The organism is Rhodococcus sp. EPR-157 (assembly GCF_001647195.1).
GTDB lineage: Bacteria > Actinomycetota > Actinomycetes > Mycobacteriales > Mycobacteriaceae > Rhodococcoides.
The window spans coordinates 1-15,748 of sequence record NZ_LVCV01000054.1 but is presented as its reverse complement, the minus strand read 5'-3'; the positions used below and the strand labels follow the sequence as shown (position 1 = coordinate 15,748).

The 15,748-nt window shown below is 63.2% G+C and carries 16 protein-coding genes; 11 read left to right on the top strand and 5 right to left on the bottom strand.

All coding sequences use genetic code 11. The features are described 5' to 3' along the window. Nucleotides 1–560, top strand: a 560-nt coding sequence (locus A2J03_RS30850) for an MFS transporter (protein WP_331712352.1), incomplete at its 5' end; no start/stop codon positions are given. A 72-nt stretch (nucleotides 561–632) separates the two neighbouring features. After that, complete coding sequence (locus A2J03_RS02340) at nucleotides 633–932, top strand: hypothetical protein (RefSeq protein WP_156520151.1); 300 nt, start codon at nucleotides 633–635, stop codon at nucleotides 930–932. 499 nt (nucleotides 933–1,431) lie between these two features. Here the strand turns inward: A2J03_RS02340 and A2J03_RS02335 are convergent, their stop codons facing one another. Together A2J03_RS02335 and A2J03_RS02330 are read right to left on the bottom strand one after the other, a co-directional pair. Beyond that, a complete protein-coding gene (locus A2J03_RS02335) occupies nucleotides 1,432–2,706 on the bottom strand; it encodes an esterase/lipase family protein (RefSeq protein WP_082897535.1) in 1,275 nt (424 codons plus the stop codon). Nucleotides 2,707–3,063: 357 nt separating this feature from the next. After that, on the bottom strand, nucleotides 3,064–4,434 hold the full coding sequence (locus A2J03_RS02330) for a lipase family protein (RefSeq protein ID WP_082897534.1): 1,371 nt from the start codon (nucleotides 4,432–4,434) through the stop codon (nucleotides 3,064–3,066). A 156-nt stretch (nucleotides 4,435–4,590) separates the two neighbouring features. Here A2J03_RS02330 and A2J03_RS02325 point away from each other — a divergent pair, with 156 nt between their 5' ends. Next, complete coding sequence (locus A2J03_RS02325; RefSeq protein WP_068369199.1) at nucleotides 4,591–5,151, top strand: TetR/AcrR family transcriptional regulator; 561 nt, start codon at nucleotides 4,591–4,593, stop codon at nucleotides 5,149–5,151. 442 nt (nucleotides 5,152–5,593) lie between these two features. On the opposite strand, the gene A2J03_RS02320 is transcribed toward A2J03_RS02325, so the two are convergent. After that, entirely contained in the window at nucleotides 5,594–7,129 is a 1,536-nt protein-coding gene (locus A2J03_RS02320) for a carotenoid oxygenase family protein (protein WP_197480583.1), read from the bottom strand. 108 nt (nucleotides 7,130–7,237) lie between these two features. Between A2J03_RS02320 and A2J03_RS02315 the strand changes: the two genes are divergently transcribed. Continuing rightward, nucleotides 7,238–8,458: a PucR family transcriptional regulator gene (locus tag A2J03_RS02315; RefSeq protein ID WP_197480582.1), complete on the top strand. Its 1,221-nt coding sequence runs from the start codon at nucleotides 7,238–7,240 to the stop codon at nucleotides 8,456–8,458. A 91-nt stretch (nucleotides 8,459–8,549) separates the two neighbouring features. Here A2J03_RS02315 and A2J03_RS02310 read toward each other — a convergent pair whose 3' ends face one another. After that, nucleotides 8,550–9,134 carry a TetR/AcrR family transcriptional regulator gene (locus tag A2J03_RS02310; RefSeq protein WP_068369193.1) on the bottom strand — a complete coding sequence of 195 codons (585 nt, stop codon included), beginning with the start codon at nucleotides 9,132–9,134 and terminating at the stop codon, nucleotides 8,550–8,552. After that, on the bottom strand, nucleotides 9,127–9,963 hold the full coding sequence (locus tag A2J03_RS02305) for an alpha/beta fold hydrolase (RefSeq protein ID WP_068369191.1): 837 nt from the start codon (nucleotides 9,961–9,963) through the stop codon (nucleotides 9,127–9,129). The genes A2J03_RS02310 and A2J03_RS02305 overlap by 8 nt, the downstream gene beginning before the upstream one ends. A gap of 169 nt (nucleotides 9,964–10,132) precedes the next feature. Here A2J03_RS02305 and A2J03_RS02300 point away from each other — a divergent pair, with 169 nt between their 5' ends. From A2J03_RS02300 to A2J03_RS02270, 7 genes are all read left to right on the top strand, one after another. Beyond that, a complete protein-coding gene (locus A2J03_RS02300) occupies nucleotides 10,133–10,486 on the top strand; it encodes a PadR family transcriptional regulator (protein WP_068369189.1) in 354 nt (117 codons plus the stop codon). A gap of 2 nt (nucleotides 10,487–10,488) precedes the next feature. Then, a complete protein-coding gene (locus A2J03_RS02295) occupies nucleotides 10,489–10,869 on the top strand; it encodes a DUF1048 domain-containing protein (RefSeq protein WP_068369186.1) in 381 nt (126 codons plus the stop codon). Further along, entirely contained in the window at nucleotides 10,866–11,678 is an 813-nt protein-coding gene (locus A2J03_RS02290; RefSeq protein ID WP_068369184.1) for an ABC transporter ATP-binding protein, read from the top strand. The genes A2J03_RS02295 and A2J03_RS02290 overlap by 4 nt, the downstream gene beginning before the upstream one ends. Beyond that, nucleotides 11,675–12,439: an ABC transporter permease gene (locus A2J03_RS02285; protein WP_068369182.1), complete on the top strand. Its 765-nt coding sequence runs from the start codon at nucleotides 11,675–11,677 to the stop codon at nucleotides 12,437–12,439. The genes A2J03_RS02290 and A2J03_RS02285 overlap by 4 nt, the downstream gene beginning before the upstream one ends. Before the next feature lie 27 nt (nucleotides 12,440–12,466). Beyond that, entirely contained in the window at nucleotides 12,467–13,792 is a 1,326-nt protein-coding gene (locus A2J03_RS02280) for a hypothetical protein (RefSeq protein WP_231912325.1), read from the top strand. Beyond that, nucleotides 13,789–14,910: a PQQ-binding-like beta-propeller repeat protein gene (locus A2J03_RS02275; protein WP_068369210.1), complete on the top strand. Its 1,122-nt coding sequence runs from the start codon at nucleotides 13,789–13,791 to the stop codon at nucleotides 14,908–14,910. The genes A2J03_RS02280 and A2J03_RS02275 overlap by 4 nt, the downstream gene beginning before the upstream one ends. Nucleotides 14,911–15,317: 407 nt before the next feature. Beyond that, on the top strand, nucleotides 15,318–15,748 hold a 431-nt coding region (locus A2J03_RS02270), incomplete at its 3' end, for a DUF2975 domain-containing protein (protein WP_082897533.1).

Sequence of the window (15,748 nt, the reverse complement as noted above, 5' to 3'; positions counted from 1 at the left end):
TCGCCGGTGCCGCCTTCCTCCCAATGGTCGCTGCGCTCGCTATCACCGCGTCGACGATCGGCAAAATCACCTCCCGCGTCACTCCCAAGATCACCGTGGGTGCGGGACTGGTCGTGGGAGCGGTCGGAATGGCGTTCCTTACCGGCATCGAACTGACCAGCAACTACGTCACCGATATTCTGCCCGGATTGCTCCTGCTGGGCGTCGGACTGGGAGCGGTGTTCTCCACCGCCATGGGAATGGCAACCCTCGGCGTCCGGACCGAGGACGCCGGCGTCGCCTCGGCCACCGTCAACACCGCGCAGCAGATCGGTGGATCCATCGGCGTCTCGCTGCTCTCGAGTTTCGCAGCCACCGCGGCAGCGAACTACTACACCGACAACGGTGCGAGCGGACTCGATGCCGAGGCTCTGGCACGAAACGCCGAACTCGCCAGCTACCACACCGCGTTCTGGTGGGCATCGGGCTTCTTCCTTGCCGGCGCCGTCGTGGCCGCCTTGCTCTACCCGGCGAAAGCGGCTGTGCCCGAACCGGATGCGGTACCTGTCCTTGTGCATTGATCGTCGTGTTCGGCGCCAGAAACTGCTAGTGCGTTCCCAGGCTCAATGCCCCCAATGCAAAGGACCAGATCGATGCGACAGTGGCTTCGTTGGCGCGCGCTCCGCAGGTTTGTCGTGCTTCGCCGCGATCATCACCGATTCGAGACGGTAGAAGTGGTTGCGGTCGATCTTGTGAATGTCGGTGACGCATTCGGAGTCGACTGGCCCGACGACGAGATGCGCTGCCTACGCCGTCTGCGCTGGCTCGGTCACCTGTCCTGTGGCGACGAACAGCGCGAATACGCCCTCGCACAGGGGATTGCGGCCGCCGCCCAACGACGCAAGCAGTTGCGCAGAGTGATTGGCGCATCGCGATGCCCGTCCAGTCACTGACGGGCGTCGGTAGCTGCGTGTCGACCTTGGTGGTCCCCCGGCTGACCAAGCGTGGACAAAGGCGTATCAACCGGAGGGCGACCGCTTACGCCTGTCTCACATCGAGGTAGGCGCGGGCGATGATCCATCTAAGTGGTTGTGGCCTTTGTCGTTTGATCAGTTGGGTGGCGTTGGTGGGCAGGAGTGCCCGATACTTCGGCGAATCGACGGGATTCCGCACCTTTCGAAAAGTATCGGGCAATGAGTCCCGCCGGTGCTCGTCGGGGCCTGGAGTTGCCTTGCTGTGCGGCGCGGGATTCGTAGGCTTGCAGCCTACGTATTCGACACTGATCGGAGGCGACTGTCACCCCTGTGCGGACTGATCACCGCAAGGGTGCTCTTCGGGGACGCGGGAGTCCGGGCCCGACGCGATCGCAGATGGAGCAACAGCAGTCAGCTCCGGTATCCCCAGCTGACGTCCGGCGTGGCCGATTTGCACACCCATTCGCCCGCCGACCAGTCAGGACGCGGAGCCGGGATCCGAGGTGTTCGTCATCGGGTCATCGACCAGTGCGCGCCGCATCCAGCTGTACACCCTCTGGTCGTTCAGGAGGGTGAAGTGGTGCGCGTTGTTGATCGCCAGACCGTCGTCCGGGCGAAGACCTATGTTGCGGAGCTTGTTTCGGCCTCCGGCACTGTCGGTGCGGACCAGGCCGTCGCCCACGAAGATCCCGACCGGGTTCCGCGGGTTTCCGGTGACGACGGCGGACGCGTGATGATGTCGCACCCGGTCCGGGACCGAGATATCCGTGGCCGCGCCGACGTCGAAGCTGTCGGTGTAGCGGGCATGTCCATCTTCTTCGGTGATCGATCCGTGGATCAGGTCGCGAACCCCGGCACTTCGACGCGCCAGGAGTTTTGAGAACGGCCGGGTCTCGGGCGCGAGCGCCATTGCGGCCGCGGCCATGTGAACACCGTGTGCAAGCGGTGCACCCAGATGTGGCGTCCCGAGGGTGAATACGTCTGTCAACAGGTCCACCCACCGGCGGCCGCTCTCGGCAGCTTGGTGAGCGGCGCTGCGTGAGACCAAACCGCCCATCGAGTGCCCGACCAGAGTGATTCGGTGAACCCGTACGGGCCAGGCTGTGACGAGTTGTTCCAGCAGGTTCGACAGGTCGGCACCGTTCGTGGCGATGCGACGGCCGGTGTTGTAGCGCAGGAAGATCGAGGTGGTGTCGGCTTCGGAGTCGAGTCGCTCCCCGTACGTGGGCCGCCCGCCGAGCCGCCATGCCGATTCGGTCTCGACGAGCCCGTGAAGGAACACCACGAGGTGCGCTCCTGCATGGGGAAACGCTACGGCCAGGGCGCGGTACTGCGGCGGTACAGGGCGTCCGTCGACGCGTATCGACATCGGGTAGGCGAGGGCTCGGGCGCTTCGCTCCATGTCGTCGCCGATGAGACCGTGCAGTACAGCGATGGTCTGCGCACCGAGCGCAGTGTGCGACGGCGACGGTCGGGGGTCGTCCTCGGTCACGTGGTCGCCTCTCGTCAGCGCGCCGACTGCCTTGGCTGCGCCGGTGCAGGCGGCCTCGATGCTCGCGTAGGTGCCGGCGGCGATGGCGTCGTGCATCAGCTGTGTCGGTAGAACGGCGGGACCGACGCCGAGCCGCACAGCAGTAAAAGTGCGTCGTGCGATTGCCGAGTGGACTGCGCGAACACCACCCGCGGCCGACGCCAACTCGCGAAGGGCAAGCTCACCGAGTTCGCCCCACTCCTGTGTTCTCTGAGTCCTCATCCCCACGCGATCAGTGTACGTGTGTCCACTGAAACCGTCATTGCTGCTCATGCCGATGCAGCCAAGGTTCAACGGTTGACCGCGATCGACGTGCTCATCATCGACGACTTCGCGCTGCGACCCCCTCGGCATCACGAAACCACAGTGTTTCAAATGCGTTGGATGATAAGGTATTTCAGGGTCTGTCCGGCGTGACCGGACGGACTGCCGGTTCTGTTGGGCGGCGTGGTGTGTCCGGCGTTCTTGAGCGCAGCGGTGCCCACTTCGGCCAGCGTGCGGGCCCAATGAGTGTGCCGTGGGTAAATCACGTCGAGGCCCTCATGTGTCGTCGAGTCGGGGGGAGGCCTCTATCGGGATTCAAGGGCAGCTGCCGTTGTCGACGCTGCCCGCCAGGAGCCCGGCGAGCCAGTCCTGAGCTTGGCCGAACTCGAAGTTCTGCGGAATCAGATGTCCCACACCGGAGGTGGGGAACACGTCTGGGAGATGTTGCGGTTCGAACTTGATTCGAGCACCTGCTTCACACCATTCGGCGGCAAGGTCGGCCGCCTGGGCGTAGGGAACGATGTCGTCCGAGGTAGCGGAGTCGAGCCAGATCGTTCCGGTAGGAACGACAGAACCCAGCCTATTTTCCTCGAGGACCTGGGCGGCTTCCGGGATCCGCGCGAGGATGGTCAGTAGGGGTTCTCCAGTCGAGGTGTACTCGGCTGTGCGGTGCTGTCCGAACTCAGCGGCCGTTTGGAACAAGCACTGCTTGGCTACATTGGAGAGCCATCGCTTGCCTGCATCGTTGGTGAATTCAGCGATCCGCGGGAGGAGTTGAGGATACACAGCGCCGAATCCGTTGAGTGCGTAGCCAACGGCACCGCTCAGTACCGAACCATCGATTCGGCCCAGGGTATCGGCTAGATCCGCGGGGACTGCACCGGCATAGGTTCCCTTGAGTGCGATCTCGGGTGCGTAAGTGCTCGCCATCTCGGCTGCAGCTGCGGCCGCTCCGCCGCCCTGCGAGTAACCCCATGCGCCAATAGCGCTTCGAGGTGATGAGCCCGTGTCCGGTAGCTGTTGAGCGGCGCGGACCGAGTCGAGCACAGCGGCACCCTGAGCCTCTCGGTTGACGTATGGGTGCATTGTGCCTGTACGTACGCCCAGGCCCTGATAGTCGGTCATAACAGCGTTGATTCCGCGTTGGTTCAGTTCGTAGGCCAAGCGGAGTTCGTACTGTGCAACCACAATGCCCGGGGTACCTGGATCTGCCACATTTGCGATGAACCTGGACGGCGCACATTGCTCGCCTTGACCCATAGTCCCTGGTGAGATCGCCACGATCGGCCGATCTGCCCCAGCGGGCCACGGAGAGTTACTTTTGAAGAAGGTGCCGCTCACGGCAATTGGATCGCCTTGCGGAGACGTGCTCCAGTACATGATGCGGCGGGCATCGAAGGGCAAGGGCGTTCCCGCGGGTCCGACGGCTATGCCGACACTCATGGGTTCCGACTTGATCAAAGTGCCGGCAGGCGTCCCATCCGATGCGCTCGGTGGAATGTAGAAGTCTGTTGTCGCCGGTTGCGCGGCGGCCGGTATTCCGACCATCGATGCTGGCACGACGACAGTTCCGATCACGGCCAGCGCGGCTCGCCGGAACCGACTTCTGTTGCCGAGTGCCTTCGTTATGAATCTCGCGCGCAATCTGTGCAGACCTGCGTTGGTCCACAAACTTCGATTTGGCATGGCCCCCCCGTTGGTTCTATACAGATGTATAGAACGTTGACCGAGAGCTAAGCTGGTCGGCGACAAATTGTCAACGATGTGATCTGCCGAGATGCATGAACTGATGTGAACCCGGGTACCGGGCAGTCTTGTGTTCACCTGTACTGTGGCCGCAGCATGCCCACTGAACCGGCCGAGTCGAGTCGTCGCGATCGCATCGCCGACGCTGTCATCGACGTTCTGGGGCGTCACGGATCGCGCGGGCTCACTCACCGCGCCGTGGATCGCCAGGCCGGACTGTCCAGCAGCTCGACGTCGTATTACTGCCCCACACGGGCAGAACTGGTCAAACTCGGTGCCGAACGGCTCGCGGCCCGCGACGGTGAAATGATCGCCGCGTTGTTCGATGCCACGCCGGCAACCCCCCAAGGGCTCCTGGCGTCGATACTGTGTGCGTGGCTTTCTGGTGACACACTCGTGCTGACGCGCGCACGTCTCGAGTTGTTCCTGCTGGGGAGGAGCGACCCGGAATTGGCGCAGACCTTGCGTTCTATTCGCGCGAATTTCGTCGAATTGGCAGCAATGATCACCATCGACAAGGCAAATGCTGAATTTCTTGTTGCGGCGTTGGATGGCATTGTTCTCGCCGAATGCTGCCTCGGTGATGGTGACGTATCCATGGTCCGAGCAGAACAGTTAGTGGTGCCTTTGGAGTCTTTCCTTCGCGCGTCTCTCTGACCGTAAGGCCTTTGGATAGCGCAGCTCTCACCTTTACCGATTGATTCCGCGTGTGAAGCCAGGAAGATGTATATCGCTTGCCGGACAGTTCGTTCGCCTCGACATTCTGGTCAGTCTCGTGAACGAATTGCGGTCCCGATGCTATTTCCGGCATATCCATCAGGGTGTTGTTCCGGTGCAAACGAATTGGTAGCTCTCAGTACGAGATGTCCTTCGGTGTGGTCACCGCGTGAGGGTGTCGATTCTGTGGGCTTGGGGGCCAACTTCGACAGAGAACGGAGGCGACCGCGACGACGAAGGTATCGGGTGCCGTCAATTTCCATCACTGCGACCGGCGCGCCATCCGCCGCTGTAGATCTTTCCGTGCCAGTCGGTTCCGACGAGTGTGGTGGCCATATTTGTTGAACTCCTTGGTCGAAGAAAGTGGTTGTCCTGCACTGGATCAGCGAATATCGTCGGCAGCCGTCTCGGCGGCGATCCCGTCGAGCACGGCTGCGTCGGCCCAGCTGCCGTGGAAGCCGTTGGGGATACGGACCGGCAGCTTGATGCGGGTGAGCGGCTGATCGGATGGGTTGGCTGCGTCGTGCACCAACACCTCGGTCAGCCGCGTCAGCGGGTGCCACCACAATGACAACAGGTAACCGTCGTCCTCTCCGGTGCTGTTCTCGCGCGGCACGAACACCGGCTCGCTGGGGCCCGCGAGAGGCGCAGGCGCACCGTAGAACTGGTCGGTGCCGCGTAGGTGATCGTGACGGGTGATCTTCTCCGCCATGTAGTAGCCGAAGCGGTTCTCGCGGCCGGTGAGTCGGTCGTCGATGCGAGGGAGGTCGCCGTTGATGTCGTTGACCTGAGTGCTCTTCACGGCCCCGGTCACCGTGTCGACGCGCCATTCCCACGGGTAGCTCTCGGCACCGAGGAATTCGTGCGGTTGCATCGGCGAGTTCAGCCGATCGATCGGGGTCCCGAATTGCGTGGAACGGTGCCCACGCACCACCACCTCGTCGCCGATCTCGAACGCGTTGTAGAAGTGCGACGGCAGCGAGGCGTCACCGATCTCGTGTCGGGTGATCTCGTGGGTGCGTCGATCGAGCAGGATCAGCTGCGTTTCCCCGGGCAGCTCGTGCTCGTTCCAGACGACGCCCGGCTTGCCCTGCGCGACGTAGTCGAACCGTAGTTGCAGCGGCGAGACGAAGAACGCCGCATAGTTCTCGCTGACGGCGAAGTCGTGCATCATCACGGGGGTGTCGACGTCGAAGCTGCGCGAGTCGATGACACGGCCGGTCGCGGCGTCCGCGCGATACCACGTCACAACCTTGCCGACCGCGGCAAAGAACAGCAGGTCGCCGGTCGCGGGGTCGTACTTGAAATGCGCCGTGCAGAGGGTGTCTATTCCGCCGTGGAAATTCCACTCACCACGTGTGTCGAGGGTTTCCGGGTCCATCGCGTACGGAAGTCCGCCCTCGAAGAACACGAGTAGGTGGTCTCCGAACATCCCCATGTGCGTGTTGGCGACGTTCTTGAACTTCGGCGCTCCGTCCGGAACGAAACCCCAGCTGCCGCCGTTGACGAATCCGCTGTAGATCGCCTCTCCGCGTTCGACTTCCACCTTGAACGAGTCGGTCTCGACCCACCTGGCCCGGTACGACGCCTTGCCGTCGCGCACATAGATGGCGGCCACCATTCCGTCCCCCTCGAACCAGTGGTAGCGCTCGAAGCTGCGTGGTTGGAAGCGAGGATTGGACGAGGAGCGAAAGAGAGCTCCGCGCAGATCGGCGGGGATCTCGCCTTCGATCTCGAGATCGTAGGCAGCTGATTCCTCGGTCCACGGCGCGAAGGGTCCGTGGAAGAAGGGGTTGTCGGTCGGCCAGTCGGTGTCGACGGTCCGGCGGCGTTCGTTGGTCATGGCTGGCGGGGTGATGGCTGGCGGGGTGATGGCTGGCGGGGTGATGGCGGGTGGCTTCATGGCTTCTGTGGTCATGAATTCGAGTGTCATCGTGGTGAGCGGGCCTATTCTCGGGAGCAGAGAACAAAAGTGTTCGCCGGATTTGGCGTGCGGGCGCATACCGAGGGGCGAAAGGGGATGGTCGTGTCCACCTCGACCACCGGGCGGACTCACCCGACCGACACCGAGGAGCGTGCGAGGGCGATCCTCGGCGACGCCGAGACGGACTGGGCTGTGCGGACCGCCGACGCCGTCTGCGCCGAACTCGAGGACTCCGCCCGACTCGACGAGACGATTCCCGTGACGATCGTCAGCCGAGACGCAACGCGCAGCGCACTGCTGACCGTCCTGATGTGCATTCGTCGTGACACGGATGTCACCGCGTTGCCGGACGAAGCGCTCGGCGAGATCCGGTCAGCGGTGCGACGCGGACACAAGCTCGACGGGTTGCTGCGCATCGTCGTCCTGGTGCATTCGGCCATGGTGGACAAGCTCTTCGATCGCCTCAGCCGGGAGGTGCCACCGGATCGACTGGTCTCCGAAGCCCGCACCATGTCCGAACGTATGTCTCGGTTCGTCGACCTGCTGGTACGCGACTTCCCGACGCTGTACGAGCGGGAGCAGGAGGAATGGCACGACCGACAGGCCGTGCTCCGACGCACCGTCGTCGATCATGTCGTCGAACACGGGTCTTTTCCGGACGGGGCGCAGAGCCTGGGGTTGGTCCCGTCGCGTCACTATGCCGCTGCTCTCGTCGAGGGCGGGACGCCGCTCCCACCGACGTTCGCGACGGCCGTCGAACGCTCCTGCGGTGCGCGGTCGCATCTGATGGTCGAGCGCGCGACGTCTACGGAAATCGTCTTGGCGTTCAACTCGTCTCCGACGAACGTGGCCGAGATGGTCCGACAGTCTGCCGCGCAGACCCTGCCGCAGGGCATCGTCGGCTTGGGAGTGACGGGCCGAGGTGTCGATGGCTTGCGGAACGCCCTGGTGGCGGCCCGGGAAGCGCTGAGGGTAGGCCGACTCCACGAGCGTGCCGGCGTGTGGGCCTACGACGATGTCTCGATGACGGCGTCCCTGACCAGCGACCCTGTGGCGACGGCGCTGTTCCTCCGTCATACCCTCGACGGCCTGACCGGTGATGATGCGAAGACCGTCGCTCTCCGCGAGACGCTCGGGTCGTATCTCAGACACGGGCGCAGTCGCGTCGCCGCCGGGCGGGAGCTGCACGTCGTTCCGAACACCGTTGCATACCGAGTGCACCAGGCCGAGGCGCTGCTCATCAATTCCTCACTCGACACACCTGCGCTCAGGGTCGCTCTGGACCTTGTTCACGAGCTGCCTTCGCTGCTTCGAAATACGTGACCACCTGAAGTGGTTGTGACCCTTGTCGTTTGATCAGTTCGGTGGAGTACGTGGGCAGGAGTGCCCGATACTTCGGCACATGAGACGGCACTCATGACGATTTCGTTCGAGGGGACTGCGCCTGGAGTCCGCGGTCGATAAAGCCCATGATCCAGTCGAAGCTGTCGTCGATGTCGGTGCTGACCTGGAACCCGCCGGCTGTTTCGAGAGTGACGAAGCCATGAAGCTGGCTGCGCAACATTCGTAGGGCGTGGATCTGCTGTGAAGGTTCGATGCGGTAACCGTGCAGCATGGCGCCCCAGGAGTCCATGACTCGATTGGCCGCTGCGATGAGCGGATCATCAGGACCGGTGATCTCGGCGGCATTGCCTGCGGCATAACGGCCCGGGTGTTCTCGGGCCCAGACCCGCATGGCTCGCGCTCCGGATTCAAGTGCATCGCGGCCGGCCCGCCCTTGGATGGCATCTCGAATGGCGTCGGCTAGTTCGGTCATGGCCAGCACGCCTATTCGGTGTGCGAGGTCGGCCATTCCGTCGACATGTTTGTACAGCGAGGGTGGTTTGACGCCGAGGCGCTCGGCGAGCAGACCCATGGACAGGCGCGCGAAGCCGACCTCGTCGGCGAGTTCGGCGCCGGCTTCGGTGACCGACGATGGCGCGAGGCCAGCCCTAGGCACGGGCGAGAGTCCGAGTCAGGAAAGGCAGCGCGAGCGCTAGTGTCTGCTCGGGCGCCTGAGCGTGCGGGTAGTGGCCGACGCCATCGAGAACGGCGAGCTCCCCGAGACCTGTCGGTAGGTCGGCGATGATCTTCTCTCCTTCGGCGCGGGGGTCGGCCCAGTCGGGGTCCGCGCTGCCCTCGATGACCAGGACGGGGCAGCGGACGTTCTTCAGCTGCTCGCCGGCGTCGGTGGGCTTGGACTTGCACATGGCTTGAAGTGCCTTCATTCTGCCCGGCTCGCGGAGCGTGTCCTTGATGCGGTCCAGTTCGGTATTCCAGTCGGCCGGCTTGGTCGGGTACGCCAGGTCGAGGTACTTCTCCCAGGCTTTCAGGCTGCCCGTCATCACGGTCTGTCCGAGCAGCATGGTTCCGCTGCGGTAGCCCCTGTTCGTCAACAGCCCACCGAAAGAGTAGGACACCGCCCGCGTGAACGGCGCCAGCTCGATGACCCCGGTGATCGACTCGGGGGCGGTGGCGGCGGCAATAGTGGCGGCCCCGCCACTGATCGACTGGCCGATGATCACCGCCGGCCCGCCCAAGTGACGCACGAGCGCCACCAGGTCACCAGCGATGTCGGTGCGGCTGTAACTGTCCCATCCGAGGCTGGATTCACCGCAACCGCGAAGGTCGACGTTTGCTACCCGGTACCCAGCCGAGACGAGTGCAGGGGCGAGGAAGCGGTAGGAGTGCCGACTGTCGCCGATGCCGTGCGCGAGGACTACGAGCGGACCCTCCCCGGTCAGGTCGTAGGCCAGCGTGTTCCCGTTGATGCTCAGCTGTTCGATCATTGTGTCTCCCGATCCGAGTGGCTAATTGGTATAGCTAAAAGCTAATGCACATAGCTTTCGAAGTCAAGGTATTTCATGCGCTTTCAGTATTCGGTGTTGCTATGTACCGGTACCTAGTGTTAATTTCTACTGGTAGTCAGCGACACCGAGTAGATGGAGGAGTGATCCGATGGGCAACCACATGACGGAGATGCTCAAGGGAACGCTCGAGGGCATCGTGCTCGCGATCCTCCTCGAGCGGCCTGCATACGGCTACGAAATCACGTCGCAGCTACGGGATTTGGGTTTCACCGAGACCGCGGAAGGCACGGTGTACGCGCTGCTCGTTCGAATCGAACAGCGAGGCTTTGCCGATGTGGAGAAGGTTCCCTCCGAGAAGGGGCCACCGCGAAAGGTGTACTCGCTCAACACTCAGGGGCGTGAACAGCTCGCCGAGTTCTGGAGGACATGGAACTTCCTCGGGGAACGCATCGACCAGCTCCGCCCCACCGCCGATACCGCGCAGAACGAAGGAGAGAAGTGACCATGGCCGCCAAATGGATCGAGGCCCTCACCGGGTCGATCGAGCAGAAGAAGCACTACAAGCTGCACATGGCCCGCATCGAGGCCCTCCCCGAGCCGTACCGAAGCGCGGCGAAGGCATTCAACCGGTACTTCATGTACTACGGATCCGTCTCCGACGGCGAACTTCTCATCACGATGATCGGAGATCACGCGGACCTCTGGGAACGCGCGGCGGTCGACGGCACGCCGGTGCGCGATGTCGTGGGCACCGATCCGGTGGAGTTCGCCGAAGAGTTCGTCCGCGCGTATACCGACAAGGAATGGCTCGACAAGGAACGCGATCGTCTGACGAAGTCGATCGACGCCGCCGCAGGCGAGAGCGGACAGGAGCCGAAGATATGACCGTCGACGGGACCGTCGATCCAGCGATACGGGTGCAGGGGATCATGAAATCCTTCAAGGACCTGCACGTGCTGAGGGGCGTCGACTTCGACGTCCAGGCGGGGAGCATCTTCACGCTCCTCGGCTCCAACGGCTCCGGCAAGACCACCCTCGTGCGGATCCTTTCGACCCTGCTCGAGGCCGACGCCGGCACTGCCGTCGTCCACGGCTTCGACGTCGCGTCGGCGCCGAACGACGTGCGTCAGGCGATCAGCCTGACTGGCCAGTTCGCGGCCGTCGATGAGGTGCTCAGTGGTCGGGAGAACCTCGTGCTCGTTGCGAAGCTCCGTCACCTGAAGAATCCGAGAGCGATCGCCGATGACATGCTCGACCGCTTCTCACTCACCGAAGCGGGGAGCCGGAGGGTGGCGACCTACTCCGGTGGCATGCGGCGCCGGCTCGACATCGCGATGAGCCTCATCGGGAATCCCCCGATCATCTTCCTCGACGAGCCCACCACAGGGTTGGACCCCCAAGCGCGAATCGAGGTGTGGCAGACCGTCAAGGACCTTGCGCAGGGCGGCACGACGGTGCTGCTGACCACGCAGTACCTCGACGAGGCCGAGCAGCTCGCCGATCGCATCGCGATCCTGCACGAGGGCACGATCATCCAGAACGGCACCCTCGCCGAACTTAGAAAGCTCCTCCCATCCGCGACCATCGAATACGTCGAGAAGCAACCCTCACTCGAGGACGTCTTCCTCGCCCTCGTCGGCGACACGGACAAGACCGATGACGGCTCGGTAGCCGCTGACAAGGAGCACCGATGACCACCCACGTCCTCAGCGATACCGGCGCACTCACCGGTCGATCTCTGCGCCACATCGTCCGCAGCCCGGACACGATCATCACCACAGCGGTCACCCCGATCGCGTTGATGCTGCTGTTCGTGTACGTGCTCGGCGGAGCTATCGACACCGGATCCGACGAGTCCTACATCAACTACATGCTCCCCGGTATCCAGCTGATCACCATTGCCTCCGGCATTGCCTACACCGCGTACCGCCTGTTCCTGGATATGCAGGGAGGCATCTTCGAGCGCTTTCAGTCCATGCCCATCGCCCGCTCCAGCGTGCTCTGGGCGCATGTACTCACCTCGGTGGCCGCGAATCTGGTCTCCGTCGCGATCGTCACCGGTGTCGCTCTGTTGATGGGATTCCGCACCGGGGCATCGGTGGGCGCTTGGCTCGCCGTCGTCGCCATCCTGGCCCTGTTCACCCTCGCATTGACCTGGGTCGCCGTGATCGCAGGACTCTCGGCGAAGACCGTCGACGGTGCGAGCGCCTTCAGTTACCCACTGATCTTCCTGCCCTTCATCAGTTCTGCGTTCGTGCCCACCGAATCGATGCCCGGACCTGTGGCTTGGTTTGCCGAAAACCAGCCCGTAACCTCGATCGTGAACACCATCCGTGCCTTGTTCGCGCAGGAACCTGTCGGCAGCGACATCTGGATCGCCATCGCCTTCCTCGTCGGCATCTTCGTCCTCGCCTATGGCTTCGCGATCGCGATCTACCGCAAGAAGATCAACTGAGACAACCCGATTCTGTACTGTCGTTCCGTGGCCGACAGCAAACGACTCGATCGAATCATGACCACCTCCGTGATCGTCACGATCGTCGCCGTGGGAGTCGTGGTGGCCAGTTTCATCCCGACGCAAGAGGGTGACACCGCGAGCGGCGATGCTGCTGCACCAACCCCCGAGATCGTCACCGAACCGGTCGACTATCCCGTGACCATTCCGGGATGCGACGTGGTGGAACCACCGGAGGAGGGTGGGGAAGAGCTGTTCTTCAGCATCACATCGGAGGGCGAGAGAACCTACGACAACCCGGCATTTCCGTGGCTGACCACGAGCAAAGCTGCCGCAATGTCGGAGGCCGTACGCGCAGCGTTGCCGCCCGACGTGGAGATCGTGTTGGCCCCGCCGTCGCAATCGCTGAACTTCACTCCAGTCCAGGATTTCGGCGACAGTGGATTCGACCCCGTCTCCAACGCGACCGCCGAGTTGACGCGTGACGGCGCCACGGCGTACGCCTCCCTCGGCGTCGGCCCATCGGACTCGGGTGTACCTCCCTGCGTGGCAGGCTCTCTCGACCGTCGCGACACTGAAGTCAACGGCACTGTGATCGACAGCAACGACAGCTGGTACGAAATCGACGGCGCACGAACCTATTCACGCTCGGCCACCGCGTACCACACTGACGGCACGCGCGTCAGCGTGTACATGAGCGCTGGCGCCTCGTCCATCATGCCTCTCGAACAAGACGAAGCCGCGCGAATCGCTGCACTGCCGGACCTGGCTGTATCGGTGTCGCCCCCGAGCGATACCCCAGCGCTGCAACGGGATTGCTCGATCTACCCATCGGACGATGGAGCGGTCCGAGACATCCGGCCGGAGGCCGTCGCTGCGGCGAACGCAGCGTTCACCGCGAGCTGGGTGACGCTTCCCGACGCGCCTGTCCTGGACCGTCCCATCGGATCGATGATCCCCGCCGGGTTCGGATCAGGGATCTGTTCCGACCTGGCCGTCGTGGGCAGCACGATCCGTCTCGCAGTGTCGGTCGTCGGCGGACAGCCCCTCCCTACTGCGCCTGACCCGTACGACCCATCCCATTACGGCCAGATACCCGAGACCCGAACGCTCCCTGACGGTTCGGTGATTCAGATTCTTGACGCCGACATCACACAGATGATGACGTCGGAGGACGGCACCGGCCTACTCTCGCGCTCGGTCACCGTCACACGCCCGTCCGGTGTCCAAGTGTCAGCACAGTCGACAGTCGAGGTCACGGCAAATGGGAGTGCGCCGCTGACACTGCCGGAACCGCTGCCGGTCGATGTACTCGACGCGGTCGCCAACACGCCGATCGAGCAGTGGCCATGAACGACTCTTCGGTCGACGACACCTCGGATCGACATGGCCTGCGTGCCCAGAAGCTCCGCACCGCAGCGGCCGTCGTGGTGGCAGTCGTAGCGGTTGCGGCCGCGGTACTGGCGTTGAGTCGCGGTGACGTCGAGAATCCACCCGTCAGTGAGGCCGAATTTCCGTCCGAATTGGACGTCGTGACCACCACCGTGCAGACGTCCGGGCCTATCCACACTCCGGCATGGTCGGCTGATGCGCGATCCGCTTACGGGCGTGAATTCGCCGCGTTCCGTTCGCCTGCCGCCGGCCTCATGTTCGATTCCGGTGCCTATGGCGTCGTCGATGGTGGGGACGTTCTCGTTGCCGCGATGGGATTGCCGAACCCGCGGTCCTATTCACTCGACGACGTCGAATTGGTGGGCATCGACGTCAGTGACGGCGCGGTGAAATGGTCGGCGTCGCCGGGTGGGATCGATAGCTGCGCGAGCCGGCCTGCGCGGGGTGAACTGCTCTGCCTCGACCCGTATTCGGACGCACCGGCCGTCGTGGCTGTCAGCGTGGCCGACGGAGCGATCCGTCGAATACCGCTTCCCGACGGGTGGTTCCCGTTCGCAATCGAGTCCGACGGTGACTCCGTGTACATCTTGGAAGGCAACCCCGAGGACAGTGAATCCGTCCTACACGGCGGCACTGTCGACGCACTCGCCGACGCGTGGTCGCTCCCCATCGAGTCCTTCGCCCCGTGGGAAGGTGTCGAGGGAACACTGATCCACGTCGACGACGAACGCGGTGTCGTTACCCTCGGTGGGGAGGCCGAATTCTTCGAAACCGGAACGGGTGCCGCCGTCGGCGATCTCGAACTGCGTTCGGAGACTTCGGTTGTCGACACCGGCAGTGGCGACGAAGTGTGGCAGTTGCGCGATCCGTACGCAACCGAGATATCCGTCGGGCAGACTCGGTATGCGCAGAGCGGCGATTCGATCACCGCGGCCGACATCGGTACCGGTGACATCGAGTGGACATGGCCACTGCCGACGGGGTCGGACGGCTTTCCGGCATCCGGCTCGATCGTCGAAGCCGAGTCCGGTGTGTATTTCCTCGACTCCGACTCGATAGTTCAGCTCGAGCGCACATGAGTCGAGGTACTACAGATCCAACCCTTGGGCCCGACGCGAGCTCGACGAGTGCGTCGTCATCGATTCCATCACGGAGACGCCGCAGGCTAAGTCGTCGAATCTATCAGTGAGGACGCCGACCAAGGAATGACCGGCGGATGTGCAGTATTAGAACCATGCAGTATTTCCGATGACCTTTGAGTTCGGCGGAGTACGTGGGCAGGAGTGCCCGATACTTGGACAAATGGACGGGATCCCGTAAATCTCCGAAGTATCGGGCAATGAGTCCCGCGGTGCTCGTCGGCGCCAGCTCGGTCGCGGCCGAGGGCCCGCAGTTGCCGTGCTGCGACGGTTGCAGTCACCGGTAGGCATCCGATCGACCGTCCAAATCTATTGACTTTCGATAGATTGCTGTCGATACTCATTGCATGTTGATGGGATATCGAACGGTCGTGGTGCTACTACGGCTGTTTCTCGCAGTGTTGTTCGCGGTGCTGGTGCTGTTTCAGGTGATGTCGCTGCCCGGGCAGTTCGCACACATGGCCCAAGAGTCACCCGAATCCGCGTACCTCCGGTGGCCACTGACCGTGGTGTCGATCTTCTGGGTGCTGTGCATTCAAGCGGTCGTCATCGCGACCTGGAAGCTCCTGACGTTGGTGAACCGCAATGCGATCTTCACCAAGGCGTCATTGATCTGGGCCGACGTCATCACGTGGGCGATCGTCGCGGCATGGGTCGTCCTGGTCGGGGTCTTCCTGTACGTCGGACTCAGGGCCGACGATCCCGGCATCCCGCTGCTGCTGTTCTTGATCGTTGCAATCGTCGCTGTCGCAGCACTGTTGATGATCGTCATGAGGAT